Origin of the sequence: [Clostridium] ammoniilyticum, assembly GCF_025566905.1 — a bacterium.
GTDB classification, from domain to species: domain Bacteria; phylum Bacillota_I; class Bacilli_A; order Erysipelotrichales; family Coprobacillaceae; genus Faecalibacillus; species Faecalibacillus intestinalis.
Window position 1 is genome coordinate 1 of record NZ_JAOQJR010000011.1, and the last position, 23922, is coordinate 23922.

The following is a 23922-nucleotide window of genomic DNA, read 5'->3' on the forward strand; positions in this document are numbered from 1 at the left end:
AATTAGCTAAACTTAATGTAACTGAAAATACGATTTTCTATAAAAATTAGTTCCTATTTTCTCTTATTTCCAGTTTCTGCTTGCAATTCGGGGATTTTTTATTTTGGATTTAATACTGTTTCTAATTGATATTCATTATTAACTTTATTAACTATAATTGCACTGGCATTTTGTGGAAAATCAAGTTTTTGATTTTTTAATAATGTTTTAATAAATGCATATAAAGAACATCCATGACCTACCATTAAAATCGTATCATCATCTTGAAATTTCTTTTCTATATCATTTAATAATTCAAAATGTCTTTGAATTACATCTTCAACATTTTCACCTTCATATCCAGTATAATCCATTTGTAAATCATCTAACCAATTAGAAGATTCTAATTGAAGTTTATCTACAAATAAACAAGGTAATCCTTCTAAAAGACCAAAATTCACTTCTTTTAAACGATCATCTTCATTTAATAAAACAGAATGATTTTTTAAAATTATTTGTGCTGTATATTTTGCTCGTAATATTGGAGAAGTATAAGCAGCATCTATTTTATAATCCTTTAACTGTTCTGCCATATTTTCTATTTCTTTTATTCCTTGCTTTGTAAGAGGTGAATCACACCATCCTTGTTTAAGCTGTATTTCATTAAAATGTGTCTTTCCATGTCTAACAAATATGTATTTCATAAATATCTCCTTTAAAAAGCAGGTCAATCGACCTGCTATGATTTTAAGATTGGTTTTAATGCTTTGTAGATAGCTAGTGAAACAATTGCCCCTAGAATAGCTTCTAAAATACCATTTGTAGAAACAACTCCTAATAATACCGTTACTAAAGTAGAGTATTGCACTCCTACCGCACTCGCATATGCTTCACCAAAGAATATGTATATTCCTGATAAAACAAGCACTGTGTTTGTAATAGCTCCTGTTAAAGCACCTACAACAACACCTAAGTTTTCACGATTATTCTTTTTCATGATTTCAAAAACGAATCCAGCTAAATAGCCAAGTAAAATTCTAGGAACAAAAGCAATCAAAAGACTTTTGTAATTTCCTGACATTGTGCCTATTGTCACAAATGGGGAAAAACAAAAAGATGTAATGCCTGGTTGAATCGTTGCTTTGATTAAACTTGTTAATCCAAAAACAAAGCCCAACTCAGCTCCTGCTTTTTTTCCTAATACGATTCCTGCAATAATGACAGGAATGTGCATTGTTGTGGCATTTAATGGTCCAATTGGAATATATCCAAGGGGTGTCACAACAAGAATGATTTCAATTGCTAAAAATAAAGCCATTGAAGTCATGTACTGTGTCTTTTTCGACTTCATATAATCCTCCTACTGTCGCTCATAAAAGATGCAACGTTTTTATGGTATTCGCTATTTCAAATGTCTTAATAAGAGTCTTATAGATCTCTTTTAATATCAAAATATACGAACGAGAAAATTATATGCTTTTTCGATTATTTTTTCAAATCTTGATAAGCTAATAAACCATATCCACTCTTAGCTTTTTTAATTGCTCTTTGAATACATTTAGAAATGACTTCAACAGCTAAAATACCAACAGCATCAACCATTCCATCAACTTCATTTGTACTTAATACAAAAATTGTATCACCATCGCTCATTGTATGAACTGGATCAATACTTTTAGCGTAGCCATTATGACTAATTCCAGCAATCTTTGTACATTGTGCTTTCGTCAGTTTGACATTCGTTACAATACATCCAATGGTTGTATTACCATCCGGTAATTTTCTAAGTTGATCCATTTGATCTAAAATAATTTGACTAGCCGAAACACATTTTTTATCAATATTAACACCTGCCAATATTTCTTGCGTTTGATAATCAATGACATTTCCACAGGCATTGACAGCAACGATCCCTGCTACTTGAACATTTCCAACTTGTACACCATATGTTCCAATGCCACCTTTCATGGCGTGTTCAAATCCTAAAAGTTTACCAACACTAGCACCACAACCAGCGCCATAGTTTCCTTCTTTAATCAAATCATTTTCACTATCTTGACAAGCCTTATACCCCATTTCTTTATCTGGCCTTATATGAGGATTTCCCACCGATAAATCAAATAATGAAGCACCACATACAATTGGTACTCTTGCTACAGACATATCAAAACCAACACCATGTTCTTCAAGATATTGCATGGCACCACTAGCTGCGTCTAAACCAAAAGCACTCCCACCACTTAACATAACAGCATGAATTTGTTGAACCATATTAATAGGATTTAATAAATCTGTTTCTCTTGTAGCAGGACCTCCACCACGAACATCTACACCGGCTGTCGCTCCATTTTCTACAATAACAACACTACATCCTGTAGCTGCTTCTTGATTTTCATATTGTCCTACTTTTACACCTTTAATATCCGTTAATTTTATTTCTTTCATCATCTTTTTCCTCTTTTTTATCATTATACTAAAAAAGGAGAAAAAAGCTTTAAACTTTTTTCTACCAACTCATTTGTAATATTTCATCACTATGATCTTTTAATTGTTTTAATCCTTTGTATTCTTTTGTTATTTGATGATCCTTTATATAAAGTAATGTAGCTGATTTAACTTTTTGATTTTCAATAACTACTTCTTTATCCTTTATTTTCACAAAATAAACATTACTTACTGCCTTATTAAGACGAGCTATCCCATTTTTAGAATCCATGCTTTCTTGATCATCCATTGAATAAAAATAAACCCAATATTGATTAAATTCCTTTACTTTTAAAACTTCACTTGTTTTTAAATGATTATAACTTTTATAAGGATTTCTTTTTTGCATATTATAAAAAACAGTTCCTAGACACACAATTAAAACAACACCAATCATTATTACCTTTTTCTTCATCTTCTTTTCCTCCTTATCTATACTTTAATCCTATTCTTTTAAATAAATAGCAAAGAGGCACCAACAACCATCAACCTGTCCCCAACAACAAAATCCAAATAAAAAAACTATGTTATAATACACGTACAGGAGGAAGTTATGAAAATTACTGTTGGAAAAATAAAGAAAAGAAAAATCATCTTATTAAACTTTGTTATTTTACTTTTTGTTGTTTGGTGGTTAGGTGTTTTCTTTATCATGTATAAACATTTTTATGAAAGAATAATGTTTTTTGGTGTTCTTATTATTATATTATTATTGATTTATAGTTTCGTACTACCAGGAATGGTTTTCGCTAATACCATGTGGGAAGTCGATCAAAAATATTTAAGATACATTTATTTTGATAAAAATTTAGATAAAGCAAGGTATCTTTATTCTTTTCTTTTTAAAAATAAATATCCTAGATACCAAATCAATTTAAAACTTTCACAAATTGATTTTGTACAAATCTCTTATTATCGTTATTCTTTTTATCCATCAAAATATTTAGTAAATGGTTCTGGAAATAAAATTGTGTTTAAATTTAATATGTTGGATGGTTCTCAATATATTATTGAAAATTTAGTAAGTTCTGATAAAGAAACTTTTAGTAAAGGCATTGAACTCATGAAAAAAAATGGTGTACGTTTTGTTGATTCTTATCATTTATTGGATATCATACGTTCAAATAAAAATCTTGATCAATATATTGTAGCTATTGAAAAGGAGAAAAAACATGATTAGAATTTCTCTTATTTCAAAGCATTACCAACAAATAGAACCACTTATTCAACAATTCTTTGATGATTTGCAAATAGAATACAAACTTACAAATTATACACATCAAACAGTTCAAGATATTTATTTTGTAGAAATAGAAAAAAAGAATGATTTAAATATTTTAAATCATCTTAAAAAATTAAATAGTACTCTGATCTATATTATTGGACCTAAAGATTTTGATCTTGTAAGTATTTGTTTACAAATGCAAACACATCTTTATTTCATTAATAATGAGTTAGAAAAACAATTTATTCATTATCATGAGTTTATTCAAAAACAAATTCAAAAAAACTTTCAATATTATCTTTATCAAAGAAATGGAATTACTTCAAAAATAAGATTATCACAAATCTATTATATCGAATCACTTAGACATCAAATTATTATTCATTCTATTAATGGAGAAATGATTGAAAGAAAAACATTAAGTCAATTTATTAAAGAAATACAATCTCTTGATTTTATTCAAATTCATAAATCATACATTATTAACAAAAGATTTATTCAAGAAATAAAAAATCAAGAAGTTATTTTAAAAGAACAAACACATCTTCCTATTGGGAGAAGCTATAAAGAAAGCTTAAAGGAACATTAATTTTGTTCCTTTAATTTATTATAAATTTTAAGGGCATCAACTTGAGTTGGTAAAAACTTTACTCCTCTTTTTATCATTGCTTTTATTTTTTTAGCTTTTTTGTTGATGTCATTTATAGTATGTTCACTTGATAAAACCATATGATTACCAGATATTGTATATTCTCGTTCTATGTAATCTTCAGTAATAGGAAACATATCTTGTATTAAAAATACACTTTCTTTATCATTATCTAATTTAGCAATATGAAGAATATCACATTTTTTCCCTGTCTTTTCTTTTTTCTCTATAATCTTTTTGTATTTAGATACTCTACTAGATAAAGGAATTATCCAATAAATTCCTGATTCATCATCTTCAAAGCAATAATAATGTGGTCTATTCCCTTGTTTATTTCCTTTAAGGAAAGGATCTGACATTACTTCAAAAAAACTATCTTTTATCATATAAAAACCTGCTTTCTTCATAACTATCCCCCTCTTAAATACGGAAAAAGCCCCTCACTTAATAGTGAAGGACTACTACTTACAACCCAACCATTTTTATTCCGCATATTGGTCAGCGGTATACTTACAACCCAACCATTTTTATTCCGCATATTGGTCAGCGGTATACTTTCTTTACACTTGAATTCTATCAAGCAAAAGTAAGAAAGTCAACACGACTTTCTATATTATTTTATTCTTTTTTCACAAAAAAATACATTATAAAACCAAAATATTAATTATAATTTATTCCTATAAATCAAATAATTATCTTTCTTTTTAAATCCAAGATGTAAATACATGTTTATTCCCTCTTTTGAACTATTCAAACAAATCATTCCAACATCTTTTTGATAATTTTCAACAAGATATTCTACCATATATCTACCAATCCCTAAATGTCGATAATTTTCATCTACCCAAACATTCGTTATTTGTCCAACTTTTCCTTTGGAATTTTCATTACTAATAATTCTAAATCATCTACACCTAGTAATTTATATTCTATTTCTTTCATATGCTTTTTCCTTTGTTTTATTATAACAAAATCTTTTACCTATTTTTAACAATTTCCTTAGTTTTTATTGATAGAAATATCATTCTTCTTTCTATATATTTTAAAAAGAATAGAGGATAGATAAATGAAATTAAACGAAAAGAAAATCAATGATTTTTTTAAAATAATTAATAAAAAGAAAATAAAAAGTGTTTTTCAACCTATTATTTCCTTAAAAACAGGAGAGATAGTATCTTTTGAAGCCTTAAGCCGTATTACTTTAAAATCATGTACTCTTAATATTGAAGAATTATTTAAGATAGCTAATACAATTGAACAATCATGGAAGTTAGATCAACTTTGTCGTAAATGTGCTATTAAGGCAAGTCAACAAATGCCTTTAGGGAAAAAGTTATTTATTAATGTAGATGCTAATATTTTATTAGATTCAGATTTTGTTCAGGGGTTTACAAAAGAATATTTAAAAAAATATCATTTAGATTCTAATAATATTGTCTTTGAATTATCGGAAACAACATCTATTGAAGATAAACACTTATTTAAACAAGCCGTTAGACATTATCGTAGTCAAGGTTTTGAAATTGCTATTGATGATGTTGGTTCAGGTTATTCTAATTTAAATAGAATCAATCATACACAACCTGAATATATCAAACTAGATAAAGAACTTATTCGAGATATTCATTTAAATAGAGATAAGCGTACGATGGTAGAAGTCATGGTCAACTATTGTAAAGCTACGCATTATAAATTAATTGTTGAAGGTATTGAAACAAAGGAAGAACTTGAATGTTTAATTCAATTAGGTGTTGAATATGGTCAAGGTTATTATTTAAAGAAACCTGTTGATAATTTTGATGATCTTTTACCTGATATCAAAGAAACTATCAAAAAATTATACAACAAATATAAGAAAACATTAGATATTCCTACAATAGATTCTCTTTGTCATTTCCCTTGTACATTAAAAACTTATCAAAATATAAATAATGCTTATCAAATTTTTGAAGAAAATAATACCACTCAAAGAATTTATGTTATTAATGATGAAGGACATTATTTAGGTTATTTAAAAAGAGAAAATATGCTTTGTAATTTAGATGCAGCTGAATCAAATCTTTTTAAAGACTCTCTAATTGTTCCTTCCCATTTACCTATTAAAAATGTTTGTCAACTTTATCTTGAAAATGAAAGTTCACATTTTTATGAAGATATTATTGTTTTAAAGAACCAATGTTTTTATGGTATTGTCACTATTAAAGATTTATTAAAATATTTGATAAAATAGATAATATGCACTTTCCCTCTATAAAGTACAACTTAATAAAGGGTTTTACTATGTTCTATAACATGTTATAATAATAGAAATATTTTAATAAAAGGAGATTATATTATGTCAATTAAATTAATTAAAGCGTCATATGAATATCAAGATTTAATTGTTGATATGTTGAAGGAGTGGATTGATTATAATAATAATCATCCTGAAGCTAATACTTCTCCAGCTTCTATTTTTAAAAATGATTATCATAATTTTGATTATTATATTAATAATCTTGATTTAAAAAATCCAAAACCTGGTTTGGTAGAAGATTCTACATTTTTCGCCTTAGATGTAGAAAGAAATAAAATGGTTGGAGCCATCAATATTCGTCATAAACTTAATGATTATTTATTAAATTACGGTGGCCATATTGGTGATGGAGTAAGACCAAGTGAAAGAAAAAAAGGTTATGCAACTAAAATCATCGGTTTAGCTTTAAAAGAATGTCAAAATTTAAATATTGATAAAGTACTTCTTGTTTGTGATAAGGACAATATTGGTTCTGCAAAATCAATTAAAAACAATGGTGCTATTTTAGAAAATGAAATTGTTAAAGACGGAAAAACAGTTCAAAGATATTGGATAGAAATTAAATAAGGGTTCCTGCTGGAACCCTTTATATTATAAATTTTTTCCGTTTTCTTTAATGACTTCTTGATACCATTTAAAAGAATCTTTTTCATAACGTTTCATTTCTTTTAAATCATTTTCTTCACGATCAACATAAACAAAACCATAACGTTTTTGATATCCTTGATGCGTACTTACTAAATCAATAAATGACCATGGACAATAACCAATAAGGTCAACACCATCTGTTAAAGCAAGTCTTGCTTGATGAAAATGTCTTTTTAAATAATCAATACGATAATCATCATGAATTTGTCCATCTTCCGTTAAAACATCTTTAGCACCTAAACCATTTTCAGTAATTAAAATTGGTAAATGATAACGATCATAAATTCTTCTTAAAGTAACTCTCATGCCAATAGAATCGACCATCCAACCAAATTCAGTTTGTTCAAGATAATTATTTTGTGCAGCACGATAAACACCTTCTTCACCGAGCATGATTTGTTGATCACCATTTCTTGGCTGACAATCTGTTCCATCATTTTTAGCTGCTGCTACTGTTGCTGTAGCATAGTAGTTGACACCTAAATAATCAGGTTTTGCTTTTTCAATGACTTCCATATCCCCTTCTTCGATAGTTGGTGTCCATCCTTTTTCTTCTAAGTAAGCCCATACCAAACTATTATAACGTCCATAAACGGCAATATCTAAATAAAGCCAGCAACGAATACTTTCCCAGTTATCTGAAGCAATAACATCTGATGGATTACATTTTTCTGGATAAATTGCAGTAATATTTGGAGCTGGTCCAATTTTTCCATTTTCAACAATTTCATGACAAAGAATGGTTGCTTTAGCTGAAGCTACAAACATATTATGACATTGTTGATAAAGTTCTTTTTTAGTTGGTACTTTTCCTGGATTCATCGCATTTGGATGATTGATCATGACGTTTTGTTCATTAATTGTAAGCCAATATTTTACACGATCACCAAAACGTTCAAATAATATTTTTGAATATTCTACAAAGGCATCAATTGTTTCACGATTATTCCATCCACCTTGGTTATATAAAGCTAAAGGTAAATCAAAATGATAAATAGTCACAATAGGTTCAATATGACACTTAATAAGTTCATTGATTAATTGATCATAAAATTCAATTCCCTTTTCATTAATTTCACCTTTTCCTTCAGGTAAAACACGTGACCAAGAAATAGAAAAACGATACGCTTTTAAACCAAGCTTAGCCATTAAAGCAACATCTTCTTTAAAGCGATGATAATGATCACTTGCTACTTTAAAATCAGTAATGCCATTCGTTGGATGATGTAAATCTTGAATTGATAATCCCTTTCCATCTTCATTGTAAGCACCTTCTACTTGATAAGCAGAAGTACTTGCACTCCATAAGAAATCTTGAGGAAATTCTTTTAATTGTTTATAAAACATTTTATTTTTCTCCTTTTACCTTTAAGATAACATCTTGATATGAAACATCTTCTTTTGAAGATAATTCGATATTTTGATAATTAAATGAATTTGTAATAATAACAGGTACTTGAGTTTCATAACCAGCAGCTTTGATTTTTTCAATATCAGCTTCTAATAATAAATCACCTTGTTTAACTTTCATTCCTTGTTCAATAAAAGCTGTAAAATGTTGACCATTTAGATTAACTGTATCAATACCAAAATGAATTAACATTTCAATGCCATCATCTGAAACAATTCCTATAGCATGTTTTGTAGGAAATAAAGTCACAATTGTTCCATCAAAAGGGGCATAGACTTTTCCATTACTCGGTTGAATTAAAGCACCTTTCCCTAAAGTTTCTGAAGCAAATGCTTCATCTTTAGCATCTGATAAAGGATAAAGTTTTCCTTGAATTGGAGAAAGAATTTCTCCTTTATTCACATGAACTTTTTCAATAGTTTGTACCTCTTGATTTTCAAATTTTAAACTTAAAACATAAGTAACAATAGCTGTAACAACAAAACTAATAACTAAAGCAATTAAAATATTATAGAAATAAGTCATTGTATCATTTCCAATATAAAGGAATACTGCAGGTAAACCAGATGATCCAGTAGCAAAACGATGTGTATGAGTAAGTCCTGCATAAAGACCACCAGCAGCCCCACCAATCATTGAAGCAATTAATGGATATTTCTTTGGTAAATTGACACCATAAAGCGTTGGTTCAGTAATTCCCATATAAGCTGTAATTGATCCCGATGTAGCAAGTTGTTTCATTTTTTTATCTTTCGTACGTAATGCGACAACGGATGAAGCTGTTGCTTGAGCAATATTGGAACAAACACAACCAGGTCCAAAAATACTATCATATCCAAGTTCACCCATTTGCATAACGCCAAGTGGGGCAACACCATTATGTAAACCAAACATAACCATAATTGGTAAGAAACCACCAATTAAAACAGCAGGTGCCCAAGCCGCTGTTGTACTTAAGAATTTAAAGAAAGTAGCAAGATAACCACCTAAAACACTTCCAATTGGTCCTAAAACAGCAAGTGCTAATGGTCCCATAATCAAGAATGTAAGCATTGGAACAAAAACAAGTTTAACTGCTTGAGGAATCCATTTTTCTAAATATTTTTCAATATAAGATTGTACTAAAACAACTAAAATAACAGGAATAACTGTTGATGTATAAGTTGTAAGTGTAAAAGGAATCACTTCAAAAAGTTTAACAGCTTTTCCTGCACTTACAAGTGCATTCCAATTAGGATGCATCATAATTCCTGCAACAGATGCTGCTAAAATTGGATTACATCTTAATTTTTGAGCTTCACTATAAGCTAACATCATTGGTAAAAAATAGAAAACAGCATCCGCAAAGAAATTTAAAATATAATATGTTTGAGATTCTGTAGAAATAATTTTAAATGTAATTAAGATTGCTAGTACTGCTTTAACCATCCCTGCTCCTGATAAAGCAGGAATAATTGGTTGGAAAGTTCCGGAAATAAAATCAATAATAACTGATAAGATTCCTTTCTTTTCACTTTGATCTTGTTCTTTATTTTCTAAAGGACCAACAATTTTTTCAACTTCTTCAAAAACATCTTTTACGTGTGTTCCAATAACTACTTGAAACACGCCACCACTAATTAAACATTTCGCAACACTATCCATATTATTTAATGCATCTTGGTTGGCTTTGCTTTCATCCTTTAATTTAAAACGTAATCTTGTTTGACAATGATAAACAGTATTTATATTTTCTTTACCACCTACAAGACTTACAATTTTTTGAGCTAAATCATTATACTTTTGACTCATTGTTTTCTCTCCTTACTTATTTTTATAAGGCCTTAATTAAATGTACATTTTTGAACATTCTTTGTTCACAATGTCACTTTAACAAACAATACTTTATAAAACAATGCAAATACAAACGATTTTATAACTCAAAATTTTGTTTCATCTTTTTAATTATTTTTGTTCATTTTTCATGAAATAAAATATCATATTTCCTCTATTTTTTTACTATTAGCAGTTCTTTGGCTTTCTAAAATTTTAGAATTTTCTATTTTATAAACTAAATTTTCATGATAATTCTTTTTAAAATAACATGAAAAAATCACATTAAAAATAAACAATAAAGATTGCTCTGTCGCAAAAGAAGAAATCTTACTATATAAACGTTCATTAGATGAAATCGCAAAAATACAATCGATATTTTCTTGAATATAATTTTTTCCTTCACTTGTCATTGCAATCACAGGCACTTCTTGTCTTTTCAACATTTCTATTTGAGCCATTGGATCTTTATCTTTATTATTTCCTGAATAAGAAATTAGGATAGCACAATCATTTTTAGTAAGCGTTCTAGCAATCATTCCAAATTCTCCATAAGGGGCAATTTGCATAGATACACCAATACTTAAAAACTTCCAACGCAATCCTTCTGCAAAATAAGAATTAGGCTTCATTCCAAAAATCACGATATTCTTAGCTTTTTCTAAACGCATAACCGCTAACTCCAACATTTCTTCTTTTATCAAATGAGTTGTATCCATAATACTCTCTATTTGTAAACGAGAAACATGATCAATAATTTCTTTATAGCTATTATTTTCATGGAAAGGAAAATTCACATCAATCGTTGTTTCATGACTTTCTAAATATTTAACTTCTTCAATTAAAGATCGCATAAAATCTTTCCAGCCATGAAAACCTAATCCCTTCGCAAATCTTACTAAAGTTGGTTTAGAAGTATACGTTAAATGAGCAACTTCATCCATCGTATATTGATATAAATGAGCTTTTTCATTAAGTAGAAACTCTGCAATAACACTTCTTGCATCTTGATATTCAATTGTCATTTCTTCTATTCGTTGAAATAAGTACACGCTAATCCCTCACTTTTAAAATCATTCGTATTATAAAATAACCTATATTTACCCATAGTTCCATCATTGATAAATACACTAATAAAACAATAAATGTATTCTTTTCAAAATCAAAAAAGACAAATTCATTGATTAAAAACATATAGGACATCATATTATTTTGAATAAAACAATAGATTCCATAAAGACAAATAATAACAATCATTAATTTTATGATTTTTAAAACATTCGTTTTTAAATGAATATATTTTTTAAACATATTCATCATTTGTCTTAGGTGCATTCCAAGATGCACACTCATTAAAACAAAGCCTCAATAAGAACAGGCTAGATGAAGTCTTCTTGCAAGAGATATTAATCCACTTATGGAAAAAGGAACATATTGAGCCATAACCATCCCACTATAACCAAGACCTAGCATCGTTATTAAAATACATATATTTAAAATTGTTTGAACAAGACGATAAAACTTATACTTTCCTTTAAATAAATGACGATACCATTTTCTATTTAAAAAATTATGTTCTAAAAATAAACAGAGCATCATTATTCCTAAATATTCATGAACTTGTTGACCTGTGATTTGAAAGAGCATCAATAGTAACAAGGTAATCGTCATAACTAAATCAACAGCTATTTTTATTTTTGGTTTATTTGTCATCTCTTTCACCTATAACGAATATCCTAATTGATAAGCCTCTTGAGGATATTTACTATGTTTTGTCATAGAAACGTTTCCACAACCATAACCTAAAACCCCACCTTGATCTTCTAATTCTAAATATCTTACTAATGTTTTATAATGACTCACTAAGGCTTCAAAAGTCCAATCATCTTGATTCCAAGCAACGGTTAATAAAACTGATTTTAAATGTTTTCCTGTAAGTGAATAGTTATATGAACAAAAACGATCAATGACAGTCTTTAATTGAGTAGACATTCCATAATAATAAAGGGGTGTTGCTAGAACAAGCATATCTGATGAAAGGAGTGCTTTTTTGATGACTTCATTATCGTCTTTTTGTACACAGGGTTCTTCATAACCACAGGTAACACAACCAAGACAAGGTTTTATATTCATTTTTTAAACATCGAAACGTGTTACTACATGTCCTTTTCCACGAGACCCTTTAATAAAATTTTCCACAAGAATATTCGTTGATCCTTTACTATTTGGACTTCCTTGTAATACAACAATTTTCATTGTCCTTCCACCTTTCATATGAAAGGTGGTATTGCAAAGCAATACCACAACTATTTGATTTTTATTTTTTAGTCTTCTACTTTATTAATACAAGCAAGTGCATTTAAGCTACGAGGATATCCCATATATGGAACACATTGTAAAACAACATTTGTAAGGAAAGCTTTATCATTTCCTAAATTTAAGTTTCCTTGAATATGGGCCATAACTTGTGGTTCACATCCACCTTGACCATATAAGAAACAAAAAGTAATCATTTCTCTTTGTTTTAAATCTAGACCTGTTCTTGTATAGTAATCACCAAAACAGTTAGAAGCTAACCATTTATTGACTGTTGCTTTTTTCCAAGCTTCATTCATATGTTCACCAAAAATATCTACTTGTGCTTGGATTCCTTTTTCTAATCTATTTTCAATTGTCGTTGTTGTTTGTGATTCTAATGGAAGTTCGATTCCTTTTTTATTAAATACTTCATTTGTAACTTTTAAGAATTCTAGCATTCTTCCATATCCTAAATAGTCAGTTGCTTGATAAACCATTTCTTTTACTTGCACAGGCGACAAAACATCTAAAGCTTTTTCAAGAACTTCTTCATAAGCACAAATTCCTTGATTTCCCATTAAAACGGATAAAACAGCTAAATAACGCGTTGGTTCATCTAATTTATTTCCTTCATCATTTTTAACTTCTTCTAAAAAATAATCAAATCTTTCTTTGTATTCTTTATCTGTTGCATATAAATTCATCTTTCTTCTCTCCTTTTATTTAATTTCATTTACCCATTCTTTTACATCACTTGTAGCCTTTTGATGCTGACTTTGAAACATACAATCCTTTTACCATTGGAGCACTTGGTTCAAGTGCTTGAATTGTTTTTTCAGTATCTGACAATCCACTTTCACCACTTGTACAAAATAGTGTAATTGTTTTGTTAGATAAATCATAATCTTCAAAGAATGTATAAAGAATCATAGGCATCTCTCCCCACCAGTTTGGATATCCTACGTAAATGGTTTCGTATTCATCAATATTTTCAATTTTATTTTTAATCTTTGGTCTTGCTTTTTCTTGTTGTTCCTTTTTCACATCATCAACAACCGTATCATAATCATCACTATAAGCAACTTCAGGAACAATCTCAAAGATGTCTGAATTGGTTTGTTTTTGTATTTCCTTGGCAATATTTTGGGTACTTCCAAACCAAGAGAAATAAATAACTAATGATTTTGAATTAACTTCTTTTAAATCTGTTTGTGTTTTGTTTTCTTTTTAGCAGTTGCTTTTTTACTACTACAAGCACTACAGGTAAAAACTAAAATTAAAGATTACATCAATGTACAAATCTTTTTCATCCCTTATTTTCCCAATCCATCTCATATCTTAAATAATCAATTCTTGATAATTGTTTTTCTTTTAGATAAACTTCATCTAAGATTCCTTTTCTTTTTTATTTAAAAGCTTTAAACATTCTCTTTCATTTTTTTCCAAAGAAAGTTTCATATATTTTTTTATTTCTTCAACTGTAAAATCTAAATCATGTAACATCATAATCAAGCTTAATCTTTCAAAGTCTGTTTCATCATATTGCCAAGATCCCATTACTTTTTTAACTTCTTGACACAATCCCCAAATTTCATATTATTTAAGGATATGAATTGGAATATTATATTTTTTACTTGCTTCTTCAATTGTCATAAGTATTATTCTTTCTTTACAACTTCATTATAATTCACTTTATTTTAAATATCTAATACTTATAATTTATTAATAACGATACCTTTTAGGTATTAAAATAGATATATTTCTATCATCTCTTAAAGTATTCTCTTGCACATTTGATAAAAACAGTTGTTGCTGGTAAAAAGAATTGTTCCTTTTTCCAAGCAAGTGGCATTTGTTAATGAAGTGATGATTTTAAAGCTAAAACATAAATCTTTATAACCATAACTTATCTTGATGCCTAAAACAACACTCACTTTACTTTGTACAAAGAGGGGTTCTACCACGAGAAACATTTTTTGCATTTTTGCATGATATATTGAAAGATAACAAAATCATCTATATAAATTCTAATCGCAAAAGGTTCTTTATGTTTATCATGTTTTTCGCAATTAAACATCAAGCTTTAAAACAATCATCATAATTAAAATCTTTAACTTCACTGTATCTCATGATTTCTACTTCTTAATCAACAACATATTCTTCACCAGGTGCTAAAATAACAACTCTCTCAGGATTAACGACATTGTCTAAAATATCTTGTGGATTTCCATTAAAAGCACTTGCTTCAGGTGCATCAACACTTCCCCAATGAATTAAAACAAGTTTTGTATTTGGATAAGTATTTGCCAGTTTATAAGCATTTTCTAAACCAATGTGCACAGGATTATCCGCAAAGTCAAAGAACATTACATCTGGTGGGTCCATATGTAATTGACAATTCAGCAATTTAGAATCTCCTACATACCAAATCTTTTTTGTTGGTGTTTTTACATAGAAACCACAATATTCACGATCTTCCCATATACGATAATTATATTTAGCAACTTGCTTTTGCCAAGCATGATCAGCAGGTGTAAGTTCAACATCAATATCATTAATTTGAATATGATCGCCAATATCATGTCCAATTCCATCCAAACCACATTCTTCTTTCATTAAAGAAGCAACATAATAAGAAGTATGATATTCTTTACAAACATCTTTTAAATCTCTACACGTTGGTCTTGAATAATGATCATTATCTACATGAGATACTAAAATAGCATCCACATGAGGTACATCTTTTACATCAATTGGCATATCAATCAATAAGGGCATATCAAAGCCTTCTAAAAGAGGATCAATCATAATCACTGTTCCATGATCATTGATCATGGCTCCTCCGCCACCTAACCAATAAACACGGGTGTTTCCTTGATCTTCAAAATCTTTTTTTGTCATTGTGACTGTTTTTGGTGCAACTGCTTGTCCTTTTTCATTCTTTAACATCGATACTTCATCCTTTCTTTTATCTAATTTTATTATATTAAATGAAATATTAACAACAATGCATAATCCTCTTTATCTATCCACATATTGACAATTTATCTTATTTGTCTATTTATATAAAAAACACCTATTAAAAGCTTCTTTAATAGGTAACTTATGATTAAAATTTAATAATTTGTGGTTCGTGAGTAAATGATGAAAAAATAGCTGTAGCATTTTCAAAATAGAAAACTTCCGTATTTCCATCATCTGCTTTATACATCTTTTGTAAACTTGGATAAGCATCTAACATAGATTGTCTTGCTTCATTACGATCATCTTCGATTAATTTTCCACTTACTCGTAACCATTCTCCATTTTTAAAAGCACAAATTTCTGCTTTAGGATTTTGATGAAGTTGTTTCGAAACATCTTTGACTTTTCCAGTTTGAATATAAAGTTTTCCTTCAAAAACATGTGCTGTTCCAAAGGGTCTTACTCTTGGTTGATCACCTTCTACTGTTGCTAAATAATAAGTTTCTACATCTTTTAAAAATTTTAATACTTTATCCATAATGATCCTCCTTTATTTACTTTATTTTATCACTGCATAAAGAAAAGGACAAAAAATTTGTCCTTACCATTTTTCTCCTGGATATTGCATTTTCCATTCTTTACGAAGTTGACTCATAATATCCATGACATCCTTTGTATACTCTAAATTTAAATGTGAAGCATCTTGATTTCTAACAGCTTCTTCCATATCACACATTTCATAATAAAGTGCATTTTCAGTATTTCCTTTTTCAATAACTGTTTGTTTTCCTGTTACAGCATCCACAATCGTTGCTTTTTGTCCACGAGGAAATTCATAAACTTCAATATACCCTTTTTCTAATGAAATCATAATTCTTTTAGGTTGTTTTGAATGCATTGATAAAGCAATCGTTGCCATTTGTTGATCTTCATTTTTAAGTAAAATCGTTGCTTGTTCATCAGATCCTGTAGGTGCAAACCTCACTTGACTTACTATTTCATTTGGCTGTTTAGACATAAAGCTACGTACTGCAGAAAGAGCATAAACCCCAATATCTAATAAAGCTCCACCAGCAAGATTCATATTAAAGAAACGATTATTCATATCATATTCTTTAAAACTTCCAAAGTTTACTGTCATGATTTGCATTTTACCAAGTTCACCGCTTTGCACGATTTTCCATAATTCTTTATAGATTGGCATATGCCAAATGGTCATGGCTTCTGCAAGAATTAAATTTTTCTCTTTAGCAAGTGCCATCATTTCATCTAATTCACGACTATTTAACGTAATTGATTTTTCTACGAATAAATGCTTTCCATGTTCTAACGCCTTTTTCATAAATTGATAATGCGTATTATGTGATGTTGCCAAATAAATAATATCAACATTTTCATCATCAAACACTTCATCAATTTCATCATAGACTTTTTTAACACCATACTTCTTTGCAAAATCAATAGCCTTTGTTTGTGTTCTATTGGCAACTCCATAAAGTGTTTTATCCGTCTTTTGTAAAGCTTGTGCCATTTCATTAGCAATCACACCTGTTCCTATGACTGCCCAGTTCAATTCTTTTTCCATACAAATCCCCCTTGTGACTTTATCTTATCATATTTGTGTATAAATAGAATTAACAAATATCATATTATTTCATGTTCTTATTATAGAACAAAAAACATCAAACAGCATCTTGTGTTCTGATATCAGAACACAAACATAAATATTAGGAGTTTTGTTCTAGTACTAGAACAAAAAAATTGTAGATACTGTCCTACAATCTTTTTTTGCATCAAATCTTAATGAATATCATATCCTCTTTTATATGTACAAAAAAATTATTCTTAATCCAAATAAAAATAAAAATATTCCTAAAATCATATAAGAAGTAACATATTCTTCATCTTCATAAACAATATGCAATCTTTCATCATAATAAAAGAAGTCAATATCTCCTACTTCTTTTTTATAATCATGTCCTTTGGTTTTATATTTTACATTCGTTCCTTGATGAATAGATTGATAACAATATATATATACGTAATTTCATGAACACTAACAGGTGATTTATATACAGATGTTAATTCCATAGGAATCATTTTAAAATTATCTTTGAAAATAAAATAGTTTAACCCCTTCAATATATTAAATACACCCTTTATAGTAAATAAAAAACCTATTATCATATTCAACCTCATCTATTGTAATTAATTGAACTATTTAAACAATCATCTACATTACACATTTCTTTCTATCAACTTTTATTTATTATTTTCACTTCTATTACCAAATTTCAATTAATAAAAAAGCCTTGAAAATCAAGACTTTTTTAATCATATTGGCGTCCTCGAGGTGATTCGAACACCCGATCTATCGCTTAGGAGGCGATTGCATTATCCAGCTATGCTACGAGGACAAAACCTCTATTATCCTAACAAATATTTATTTAAAATACAATCTATGTATCTAATTCTTTCATTTTATTACGAAAGTCAATGATATCATTAAAAAGCATACGAATGACACAAATCATTGGTACTCCTAGGAACATTCCAATAAAGCCAAAGAAATGTCCAAAGACGGTAATAGAAAGTAAAACCCAAAATGGTGAAATACCAACAACATCTCCTAGAATCTTTGGCCCTAAGAATAAACCATCAAATTGTTGTAAAGCAAAGACAAAAACTAAGACCGCTAAAGCATGGAATAAATCTCCTGTCATCAAGGCTACAAGAACAGCAGGAAACCCACCGATAAATGGTCCAAAATAAGGAATCATATTCGTAATCAAAATAAAGACAGCAAGAATTGGGAAGAATTTTACTTTTAAAATAGCGAGTCCAATAAATGCGATAATTCCTATAATTAACGAATCTAAGAATTTACCATAAATAAATTGTCCAAAGATTTGATGTGATCTAACTGCATAATCATGAATAAGTTCTATTTTTTCTTTTGACATAAAAAGTGAACATAAACGATCAAAGATACTTACAAGCCTTTTTGCTTCAATTAAAACATAAGGTGTAAATATTAAACCTAAAACAGCAGTAATAATCGTACTACCTGCTTTAAAGATTGTTCCAAGTGTTGCAATAGGATCTATAGCTTCAATTGAATTAACATATTTAACAACCATTTCATCTATTTTAATAATAACTTCACTTGCAAGATTGCTTCCTAAATAAGTTTCCAATGTTTTTTCAAAGTTTTTAATATACAAGGTTAAATTATCCGCAATATTGATAACATAATTGACAAGTGCTGGAATGATTGCAATCATTAAAACAACAATAATTAAAACAAAGACAACAAAAACAAAAATAGAAGAAATTGTATGACTATATTTAATAAGCTTTTTATTTTGAAAAGAGTCTAAAAACATTTCAAATTTATAAACCAATGGTTGTAAAAAATAAGCAAGTATTGCTCCTACAATCAAAGGAATAAAAGCTGATAAAATATTGGAAAATAATGAAATATCAAATGTTTTATAAATAAAAATAATAACACACGCACACAAAATAATTCCTACATAATTCTTTACTGTCCTCATTTTAAACCACCTCAAACTTTTTTCCATTATATCACACTCTCTATATTTTTACGATGCTTATTCCAACTTCTTAATAATCTTCTTATATAATAAATACTCATTTTTTCATAAACTTCTTGAGTCTTTAAATCTACTAAACAATAATCTTGTTCATATTTTATAATGGTCAAACCATAATGATATAAACCACTAATGATATCAATATCCAATAAAAAACCTCCTTTACACATTCTATGTATAAAGTGAGGTATTATAATAAATAAATAATAAATAGCTTAAAGACAACAAAAAGCCACCTATAACATCAGAAAAATAATGTACACCTAAATAGATACGACTTAATCCTATTAAAAAAATCATCATCATTAAAAATATTTCTATTACTTTTTTATATTTTAGAGAGCTTTTTTGAACTTCAAGAACTAATAATCCATAACCAATCATTGCTGACATACTATGACCACTTGGGAAACTATAGTTTGTTTCTTTAACTAAATGATATATTTGAGGTGGTCTTGGTCTTTTAACCAAAGCTTTAATTATACGATTCATTCCTTGAATAATTAACAAGTGAATTCCTACCCAAATATCTTTTTTATTTTTTAGAATCACTAAAGTTAAAACAAGAATTACATAAAACCAAGTACTTCCAAGGGTTGAACAAAGTTTAAAAAAGGATGTCATAAAATCACATTTTAAATTTTGAACCAAATGATAAATGAACCAATCTATTGATTGAATGACTTGATATTTAATCAAAAAGTAATCAATGATAAATAAACAAAGAGGAATCATAAATAAAAATTTCTTTTTCATCTTATTCTTCTATTTCTAATTGATAAACTTTTTCAAAGACTTTAATAAGCATACCATAAAGCTTTTCATTACTACTACTAATTAAAAAACCATAAACACGCTTTGTGAGTGCTTTATATAATTTAGGATCATTAAATCCTAAATGTACATTTAAAAGTTCAATTTGTTCCTTTTGATTTGATTTTAATAACAAATAAACAGTAATAACATATACCTTAGATAAATATTCAATAACATAACTTCTTTGTCTTCGGCTCTTTAAAGAATAAACATCATATAAATCCCATAAGCTTTTCATTAAATCAACATAACTATTTGATTTAGAAATATGAATTTTTCGACGTGTTCCATAACAATGGAAAGGAACATTTAAATAATACATTGATTTAATATAAGGAATTGTTCCATAAACTGTTAATTCATTATAAAAAATATTTTCTTCATCTGTATTTATCTTTTTTAAAGTACTTGTTTTAATAATGACTGAACCTAAATCAATTTGAAAATGTTTATGAAACGCTTTAATATTATGCCATTCAAAAATTGTTTCCATTGGAAAAACATTTTTATAAGAGACACGTTTTTCTTTTTCTTGGGGAATAACATATTTATAATCAGTAACAAGCAAATCTAAATTAGCTTGAATTCGAATAAAGTCACGAATCGTTTCAATAACACTTACGAGTGAAGGTTGATCTAAATAATCAAAGCATTGAAGTATTTTGAAATAAAGGCCCTCACTATGTTCTAGAGCTATTTTTAAAAAAGGAACATCTTCCCTTGTTGTAATAACTTTTACAGTTTCAGGATAAGCTTCTTCATATTCTTTAGCTACTTGTAATGTTTCGTCATGTGAATGACGATCGACAATTAATACTTCTACTTCATCTTTCATTAAAAGACATGAATTAATGGCTTTATGCATTTCCATGATTGAGTTATAACAAGGTATACATACTGTTAATAATTTCATAATTTAATCCTCCAAAAATATTTTATCATAATTCATCTATTAGTTCACGTTTTATTGCATTTACCTTGATTTTATGCTATTTTATTAAGGTATCTAAAGGAGGAAATTATATGCATTTTGTTATTAATGTATTTGTTACAGCTGTATGTTTTATCTCTATTATTTTATTTAAAGAGATTCTTAATAAAATTGTGAAAGTCTTATTAAGTGTTATTGGATGTGGTACATTATCTTATGCACTTGCTATTCTTGTTAAAAAATGTGGAGAATGGTTTGGATGTTGGTCTGGTGATGCTCAATATATCAAAAGCGATTTCTTATGGATTTTTGCTATTGTTCTAGTTGTTTATATTATTATTAATATTATTGCTAAAAAAAATAAAGCTTAATTTTCAAGCTTTATTTTTTTATACCCACTGCTTTTTTAGCCAACCCATCAGCAACTTCGTTATAATAATCCCCACTGTGTGCTAAAACCTTTTGAAAATAAATATCTATCTTCTTTTTCATATCATTGATTGTTTTAACATAATTTTGAGTTTGTTCCTTATTTGCTTTCCATAAACCTGTCGCCCATTTTTCAATACCTTCGTAATCATAATAAATGCAAATAGACTCATAATGATGATCAATTGCATAAGCAATAGCTTTCATACACCCAAGAATTTCTCCTGAAACATTACGCATTGAAGAATACTCAGGAATATTCCCTTTACCTAATAATTGTTGAATAACTTGTTGCCCTTCAATTAAAATACAACCATAGCCATATTCTTTTGTTTTAATATTATAACTACCATCAACATAAGCAAGTAAAGTTAAATCATCACTCACTTTTCTTTCTTCTTTTTTTATAAATGCTTTTGCCTCTTCTTCATTTGTAAAAGATTTATAAACTGCTCCTGAATAACCATTAACTTGTTCTTTACATTCATCCCAAGTATGATAAATTCCTGGTTTTTTTCCTTCTTTTACTGCATAAAATTTTGCCATAATAAACTCCTTTGCTTATTCTATTTTATTATAATCATTGAAACAATGATTGTATATCTTTTTTAATTGTTTTAAAATGTATATAGGATATTTAAGTGAGGTAGTAACATGAAACGTTGTCTTATTATTATTAATCCATCATCTGGAAAACATATTATTCAAAATAAACTAGATCGTATTATTGGTCAATTAACATTACAAAACATTGTAGAACATTTTGAAATATTTTATACAGAAAAAAAAGATGATGCCTATTATAAAACAAGAGATTGTGATGAGAATCAATATGATTTTATCATGTCTGTTGGTGGTGATGGTACTTTAAACGAGGTTATTTCAGGAATGGTAGATAGTCATAAAAAAATACCATTATGCATATTAGCGGCAGGAACTGTTAATGATTTTGCTAATTATTTAAATATTCCAAATTCAGTAAATGGTATTGTAGAAATGATTAAAAACTTTAATGTTATTTCGAGTGATGTAGGAAAAATTAATAATCAATATTTCATTAATGTTGCTGCTGCAGGAATGTTTTCAGATATTTCTTTTGTGGTATCAAAAGAAGAAAAGAAAAAGTTTGGTCCATTAGCTTATTATTTTAAAGGCATGACCCAACTTCCTCAACAGTTATCTACAAATCTACACCTTAATGTAACGGTTGATGATGAAAGTTTTGAAGAAGATGCTTACATATTTGCAATTACAAACACTAATCGTGTTGGTGGTTTCGATGGCATTATTCCTTTTGCAGATATTAATGATGGAAAACTCGATCTTGTTATTGTAAAAAGATGTTCTGTTACGGATTTAATTGCTTTGATTAAAGATTATCGTTTTGGTAAACATGATAAAAGTCCTTTTATTCACTATGTTCAAGGACAACATATTCACATTACTTGTGATCAAGATCTTACAATGGATATAGATGGTGAAGAAGGCACACATCTTCCAATTGACGTACATACTTTACAAAAATCAATTCAATTATTAGTTCCTTTAAAATAATTAATTATATAAAAAAGGTTTCACTATTATATTTGATAACAGTTGAAATCTTTTTTAGTTCTAGTTAATAATTCTTAAAACATCTTCTTCACTATTGATGTTAAAGATATTTAATGCAAGAACATTTAATTTTTCTAACGATGTATTTGTAAGTTGTTTTTCTAAAGGTCTTGATAAAGTTCCTAATTTTACTTTAAGCAGTTCTTTTTAAGTATTGAGTTTTCCTTCATCTCTCATTCTTTGAAATAATTGATCCATTGCCTTACACATATTGATTTCATCTCCTTCTGGTAAGTCTTCTCTTCTAATATTTGTACACGTAAATGTTGCCGCCATCATGAAGCTTTCTGTTTCAATTTTACGATTTTCTCTTAATCCATCATAACTTCCTGCAAACATACTTTGATCAATTTCTACGACATCTCTTAATCTTCGATTCATAAGCTTTCTTGCATCCATTGTTTTAAGGTCGACAACAGGTAGTTTCCAATCATTGATATAAGGTTCCATCTCTGATGGTGTACTTTTCAATGTTTCTTTTAATGCTTCTAGCAACTTCTATTCTTCATCTCCCGTATAGAACACAAAGCTTCCTACTGGATAGACTTCTTTTTTACTTTCAACTTGATTGATATAAGTCGTCGCATCATAGTTGAGTATGCGAAAAATCATATTTTTATCAAAAGTACTTTGATGTTCAACTCCAATAATCACATAATCTCCATGAATACTTGCTTTTCTTATCACATCCCGATATCTTTTGATCTCTGTTTGCTTGTCGACCTTTCCTATCAAGGTCGACAGATCAT

At 28.3% G+C, this 23922-nt stretch carries 31 protein-coding genes and 1 tRNA gene; 6 read left to right on the forward strand and 26 right to left on the reverse strand.

Translation table 11 applies throughout. The features are described 5' to 3' along the window. Window positions 1–98 precede the first annotated feature (98 nt). The 4 genes from OCV55_RS10195 to OCV55_RS10210 all read right to left on the reverse strand — a co-directional run bounded on the left by OCV55_RS10195 (window position 99) and on the right by OCV55_RS10210 (window position 2878). Window positions 99–683: a histidine phosphatase family protein gene (locus tag OCV55_RS10195; protein ID WP_119363932.1), complete on the reverse strand. Its 585-nt coding sequence runs from the start codon at window positions 681–683 to the stop codon at window positions 99–101. Window positions 684–718: 35 nt separating this feature from the next. After that, a complete protein-coding gene (locus OCV55_RS10200) occupies window positions 719–1330 on the reverse strand; it encodes an ECF transporter S component (protein WP_147580545.1) in 612 nt (203 codons plus the stop codon). Between the two features lie 134 nt (window positions 1331–1464). Further along, complete coding sequence (locus tag OCV55_RS10205; RefSeq protein WP_418484018.1) at window positions 1465–2427, reverse strand: P1 family peptidase; 963 nt, start codon at window positions 2425–2427, stop codon at window positions 1465–1467. Between the two features lie 58 nt (window positions 2428–2485). After that, the gene (locus OCV55_RS10210) at window positions 2486–2878 is read right to left on the reverse strand and encodes a hypothetical protein (RefSeq protein ID WP_119363934.1); all 393 of its coding nucleotides are present in this window, start codon (window positions 2876–2878) and stop codon (window positions 2486–2488) included. A 138-nt stretch (window positions 2879–3016) separates the two neighbouring features. Here OCV55_RS10210 and OCV55_RS10215 point away from each other — a divergent pair, with 138 nt between their 5' ends. Next, window positions 3017–3643, forward strand: a complete 627-nt coding sequence (locus OCV55_RS10215) for a hypothetical protein (RefSeq protein WP_147580546.1) — start codon at window positions 3017–3019, stop codon at window positions 3641–3643. Further along, window positions 3636–4277, forward strand: coding sequence for a LytR/AlgR family response regulator transcription factor (locus OCV55_RS10220; protein ID WP_147580547.1), 642 nt, complete (start codon window positions 3636–3638; stop codon window positions 4275–4277). The genes OCV55_RS10215 and OCV55_RS10220 overlap by 8 nt, the downstream gene beginning before the upstream one ends. On the opposite strand, the gene cptIN is transcribed toward OCV55_RS10220, so the two are convergent. Together cptIN and OCV55_RS10230 are read right to left on the reverse strand one after the other, a co-directional pair. Continuing rightward, window positions 4274–4744, reverse strand: coding sequence for a type III toxin-antitoxin system CptIN family toxin (cptIN, locus tag OCV55_RS10225; RefSeq protein WP_147580548.1), 471 nt, complete (start codon window positions 4742–4744; stop codon window positions 4274–4276). The genes OCV55_RS10220 and cptIN overlap by 4 nt on opposite strands. Before the next feature lie 257 nt (window positions 4745–5001). Continuing rightward, window positions 5002–5235, reverse strand: coding sequence for a GNAT family N-acetyltransferase (locus OCV55_RS10230; RefSeq protein WP_147580549.1), 234 nt, complete (start codon window positions 5233–5235; stop codon window positions 5002–5004). A 168-nt stretch (window positions 5236–5403) separates the two neighbouring features. Between OCV55_RS10230 and OCV55_RS10235 the strand changes: the two genes are divergently transcribed. Further along, window positions 5404–6567, forward strand: a complete 1164-nt coding sequence (locus OCV55_RS10235; protein WP_147580550.1) for an EAL domain-containing protein — start codon at window positions 5404–5406, stop codon at window positions 6565–6567. Between the two features lie 105 nt (window positions 6568–6672). Next, on the forward strand, window positions 6673–7200 hold the full coding sequence (locus tag OCV55_RS10240) for a GNAT family N-acetyltransferase (protein ID WP_147580551.1): 528 nt from the start codon (window positions 6673–6675) through the stop codon (window positions 7198–7200). A gap of 24 nt (window positions 7201–7224) precedes the next feature. Here the strand turns inward: OCV55_RS10240 and OCV55_RS10245 are convergent, their stop codons facing one another. From OCV55_RS10245 to OCV55_RS10325, 17 genes are all read right to left on the reverse strand, one after another. Beyond that, a complete protein-coding gene (locus tag OCV55_RS10245) occupies window positions 7225–8628 on the reverse strand; it encodes a glycoside hydrolase family 1 protein (RefSeq protein ID WP_147580552.1) in 1404 nt (467 codons plus the stop codon). Window position 8629: 1 nt separating this feature from the next. After that, on the reverse strand, window positions 8630–10483 hold the full coding sequence (locus OCV55_RS10250; RefSeq protein ID WP_147580553.1) for a beta-glucoside-specific PTS transporter subunit IIABC: 1854 nt from the start codon (window positions 10481–10483) through the stop codon (window positions 8630–8632). Between the two features lie 185 nt (window positions 10484–10668). Next, window positions 10669–11556, reverse strand: a complete 888-nt coding sequence (locus tag OCV55_RS10255) for a MurR/RpiR family transcriptional regulator (protein ID WP_147580554.1) — start codon at window positions 11554–11556, stop codon at window positions 10669–10671. Between the two features lies 1 nt (window position 11557). Continuing rightward, window positions 11558–11857, reverse strand: a complete 300-nt coding sequence (locus OCV55_RS10260; protein ID WP_147580555.1) for a hypothetical protein — start codon at window positions 11855–11857, stop codon at window positions 11558–11560. 12 nt (window positions 11858–11869) lie between these two features. Further along, window positions 11870–12217: a hypothetical protein gene (locus OCV55_RS10265; RefSeq protein WP_147580556.1), complete on the reverse strand. Its 348-nt coding sequence runs from the start codon at window positions 12215–12217 to the stop codon at window positions 11870–11872. Window positions 12218–12226: 9 nt separating this feature from the next. Next, a complete protein-coding gene (locus OCV55_RS10270) occupies window positions 12227–12637 on the reverse strand; it encodes a flavodoxin family protein (protein ID WP_267309906.1) in 411 nt (136 codons plus the stop codon). A gap of 191 nt (window positions 12638–12828) precedes the next feature. Further along, window positions 12829–13506 carry a carboxymuconolactone decarboxylase family protein gene (locus OCV55_RS10275; protein WP_106987735.1) on the reverse strand — a complete coding sequence of 226 codons (678 nt, stop codon included), beginning with the start codon at window positions 13504–13506 and terminating at the stop codon, window positions 12829–12831. Window positions 13507–13552: 46 nt separating this feature from the next. Beyond that, on the reverse strand, window positions 13553–13975 hold the full coding sequence (locus tag OCV55_RS10280) for a flavodoxin (protein ID WP_317233031.1): 423 nt from the start codon (window positions 13973–13975) through the stop codon (window positions 13553–13555). Window positions 13976–14188: 213 nt separating this feature from the next. Continuing rightward, window positions 14189–14383 (reverse strand): MerR family transcriptional regulator, encoded by a 195-nt coding sequence (locus OCV55_RS13980; protein WP_317233030.1) that lies wholly within the window; start codon window positions 14381–14383, stop codon window positions 14189–14191. 561 nt (window positions 14384–14944) lie between these two features. After that, on the reverse strand, window positions 14945–15751 hold the full coding sequence (locus tag OCV55_RS10290) for an MBL fold metallo-hydrolase (protein ID WP_147580557.1): 807 nt from the start codon (window positions 15749–15751) through the stop codon (window positions 14945–14947). A gap of 160 nt (window positions 15752–15911) precedes the next feature. Beyond that, window positions 15912–16304: a pyridoxamine 5'-phosphate oxidase family protein gene (locus tag OCV55_RS10295; protein WP_119363946.1), complete on the reverse strand. Its 393-nt coding sequence runs from the start codon at window positions 16302–16304 to the stop codon at window positions 15912–15914. Window positions 16305–16367: 63 nt separating this feature from the next. Next, entirely contained in the window at window positions 16368–17351 is a 984-nt protein-coding gene (locus OCV55_RS10300) for a Gfo/Idh/MocA family protein (RefSeq protein ID WP_147580558.1), read from the reverse strand. Between the two features lie 755 nt (window positions 17352–18106). Then, window positions 18107–18183: transfer RNA gene (locus tag OCV55_RS10305), tRNA-Arg, on the reverse strand. Between the two features lie 42 nt (window positions 18184–18225). Next, window positions 18226–19323 (reverse strand): AI-2E family transporter, encoded by a 1098-nt coding sequence (locus OCV55_RS10310; protein ID WP_267309907.1) that lies wholly within the window; start codon window positions 19321–19323, stop codon window positions 18226–18228. A 26-nt stretch (window positions 19324–19349) separates the two neighbouring features. Beyond that, on the reverse strand, window positions 19350–19532 hold the full coding sequence (locus OCV55_RS10315; protein ID WP_117812544.1) for a hypothetical protein: 183 nt from the start codon (window positions 19530–19532) through the stop codon (window positions 19350–19352). A 22-nt stretch (window positions 19533–19554) separates the two neighbouring features. Beyond that, entirely contained in the window at window positions 19555–20139 is a 585-nt protein-coding gene (locus OCV55_RS10320; RefSeq protein WP_032089815.1) for a phosphatase PAP2 family protein, read from the reverse strand. A 1-nt stretch (window position 20140) separates the two neighbouring features. After that, window positions 20141–21112: a glycosyltransferase family 2 protein gene (locus tag OCV55_RS10325; protein WP_032089814.1), complete on the reverse strand. Its 972-nt coding sequence runs from the start codon at window positions 21110–21112 to the stop codon at window positions 20141–20143. Window positions 21113–21222: 110 nt separating this feature from the next. On the opposite strand from OCV55_RS10325, the gene OCV55_RS10330 reads away from it, so the two are divergent. Then, complete coding sequence (locus tag OCV55_RS10330) at window positions 21223–21501, forward strand: hypothetical protein (RefSeq protein WP_022000886.1); 279 nt, start codon at window positions 21223–21225, stop codon at window positions 21499–21501. Window positions 21502–21511: 10 nt separating this feature from the next. Here the strand turns inward: OCV55_RS10330 and OCV55_RS10335 are convergent, their stop codons facing one another. Then, window positions 21512–22105 carry a ribonuclease H1 domain-containing protein gene (locus OCV55_RS10335; protein WP_147580560.1) on the reverse strand — a complete coding sequence of 198 codons (594 nt, stop codon included), beginning with the start codon at window positions 22103–22105 and terminating at the stop codon, window positions 21512–21514. Window positions 22106–22213: 108 nt separating this feature from the next. On the opposite strand from OCV55_RS10335, the gene OCV55_RS10340 reads away from it, so the two are divergent. Next, window positions 22214–23113, forward strand: a complete 900-nt coding sequence (locus OCV55_RS10340) for a diacylglycerol/lipid kinase family protein (RefSeq protein ID WP_117872088.1) — start codon at window positions 22214–22216, stop codon at window positions 23111–23113. Between the two features lie 207 nt (window positions 23114–23320). Here OCV55_RS10340 and OCV55_RS10345 read toward each other — a convergent pair whose 3' ends face one another. Further along, on the reverse strand, window positions 23321–23668 hold the full coding sequence (locus OCV55_RS10345) for a hypothetical protein (protein ID WP_147580561.1): 348 nt from the start codon (window positions 23666–23668) through the stop codon (window positions 23321–23323). A 3-nt stretch (window positions 23669–23671) separates the two neighbouring features. Next, complete coding sequence (locus OCV55_RS10350) at window positions 23672–23860, reverse strand: Rpn family recombination-promoting nuclease/putative transposase (RefSeq protein WP_394802866.1); 189 nt, start codon at window positions 23858–23860, stop codon at window positions 23672–23674. Between the last annotated feature and the right edge of the window lie 62 nt (window positions 23861–23922).

Bases quoted from the DNA above. Each gene is read 5' to 3' on its own strand.
- OCV55_RS10275 (WP_106987735.1), bottom strand. From the start codon at position 13,506: ATGAATTTATATGCAACAGATAAAGAATACAAAGAAAGATTTGATTAT.
- OCV55_RS10295 (WP_119363946.1), bottom strand. From the start codon at position 16,304: ATGGATAAAGTATTAAAATTTTTAAAAGATGTAGAAACTTATTATTTA.
- OCV55_RS10245 (WP_147580552.1), bottom strand. From the start codon at position 8,628: ATGTTTTATAAACAATTAAAAGAATTTCCTCAAGATTTCTTATGGAGT.
- OCV55_RS10320 (WP_032089815.1), bottom strand. From the start codon at position 20,139: ATGAAAAAGAAATTTTTATTTATGATTCCTCTTTGTTTATTTATCATT.
- OCV55_RS10260 (WP_147580555.1), bottom strand. From the start codon at position 11,857: ATGAGTGTGCATCTTGGAATGCACCTAAGACAAATGATGAATATGTTT.
- OCV55_RS10195 (WP_119363932.1), bottom strand. From the start codon at position 683: ATGAAATACATATTTGTTAGACATGGAAAGACACATTTTAATGAAATA.
- OCV55_RS10205 (WP_418484018.1), bottom strand. From the start codon at position 2,427: ATGATGAAAGAAATAAAATTAACGGATATTAAAGGTGTAAAAGTAGGA.
- OCV55_RS10310 (WP_267309907.1), bottom strand. From the start codon at position 19,323: ATGAGGACAGTAAAGAATTATGTAGGAATTATTTTGTGTGCGTGTGTT.
- OCV55_RS10335 (WP_147580560.1), bottom strand. From the start codon at position 22,105: ATGGCAAAATTTTATGCAGTAAAAGAAGGAAAAAAACCAGGAATTTAT.
- OCV55_RS10240 (WP_147580551.1), top strand. From the start codon at position 6,673: ATGTCAATTAAATTAATTAAAGCGTCATATGAATATCAAGATTTAATT.
- OCV55_RS10265 (WP_147580556.1), bottom strand. From the start codon at position 12,217: ATGACAAATAAACCAAAAATAAAAATAGCTGTTGATTTAGTTATGACG.
- OCV55_RS10215 (WP_147580546.1), top strand. From the start codon at position 3,017: ATGAAAATTACTGTTGGAAAAATAAAGAAAAGAAAAATCATCTTATTA.
- OCV55_RS10250 (WP_147580553.1), bottom strand. From the start codon at position 10,483: ATGAGTCAAAAGTATAATGATTTAGCTCAAAAAATTGTAAGTCTTGTA.
- OCV55_RS10290 (WP_147580557.1), bottom strand. From the start codon at position 15,751: ATGTTAAAGAATGAAAAAGGACAAGCAGTTGCACCAAAAACAGTCACA.
- OCV55_RS10270 (WP_267309906.1), bottom strand. From the start codon at position 12,637: ATGAATATAAAACCTTGTCTTGGTTGTGTTACCTGTGGTTATGAAGAA.
- OCV55_RS10300 (WP_147580558.1), bottom strand. From the start codon at position 17,351: ATGGAAAAAGAATTGAACTGGGCAGTCATAGGAACAGGTGTGATTGCT.
- OCV55_RS10235 (WP_147580550.1), top strand. From the start codon at position 5,404: ATGAAATTAAACGAAAAGAAAATCAATGATTTTTTTAAAATAATTAAT.
- OCV55_RS10330 (WP_022000886.1), top strand. From the start codon at position 21,223: ATGCATTTTGTTATTAATGTATTTGTTACAGCTGTATGTTTTATCTCT.
- OCV55_RS10340 (WP_117872088.1), top strand. From the start codon at position 22,214: ATGAAACGTTGTCTTATTATTATTAATCCATCATCTGGAAAACATATT.
- OCV55_RS10325 (WP_032089814.1), bottom strand. From the start codon at position 21,112: ATGAAATTATTAACAGTATGTATACCTTGTTATAACTCAATCATGGAA.
- OCV55_RS10210 (WP_119363934.1), bottom strand. From the start codon at position 2,878: ATGAAGAAAAAGGTAATAATGATTGGTGTTGTTTTAATTGTGTGTCTA.
- OCV55_RS10200 (WP_147580545.1), bottom strand. From the start codon at position 1,330: ATGAAGTCGAAAAAGACACAGTACATGACTTCAATGGCTTTATTTTTA.
- cptIN (WP_147580548.1), bottom strand. From the start codon at position 4,744: ATGAAGAAAGCAGGTTTTTATATGATAAAAGATAGTTTTTTTGAAGTA.
- OCV55_RS10220 (WP_147580547.1), top strand. From the start codon at position 3,636: ATGATTAGAATTTCTCTTATTTCAAAGCATTACCAACAAATAGAACCA.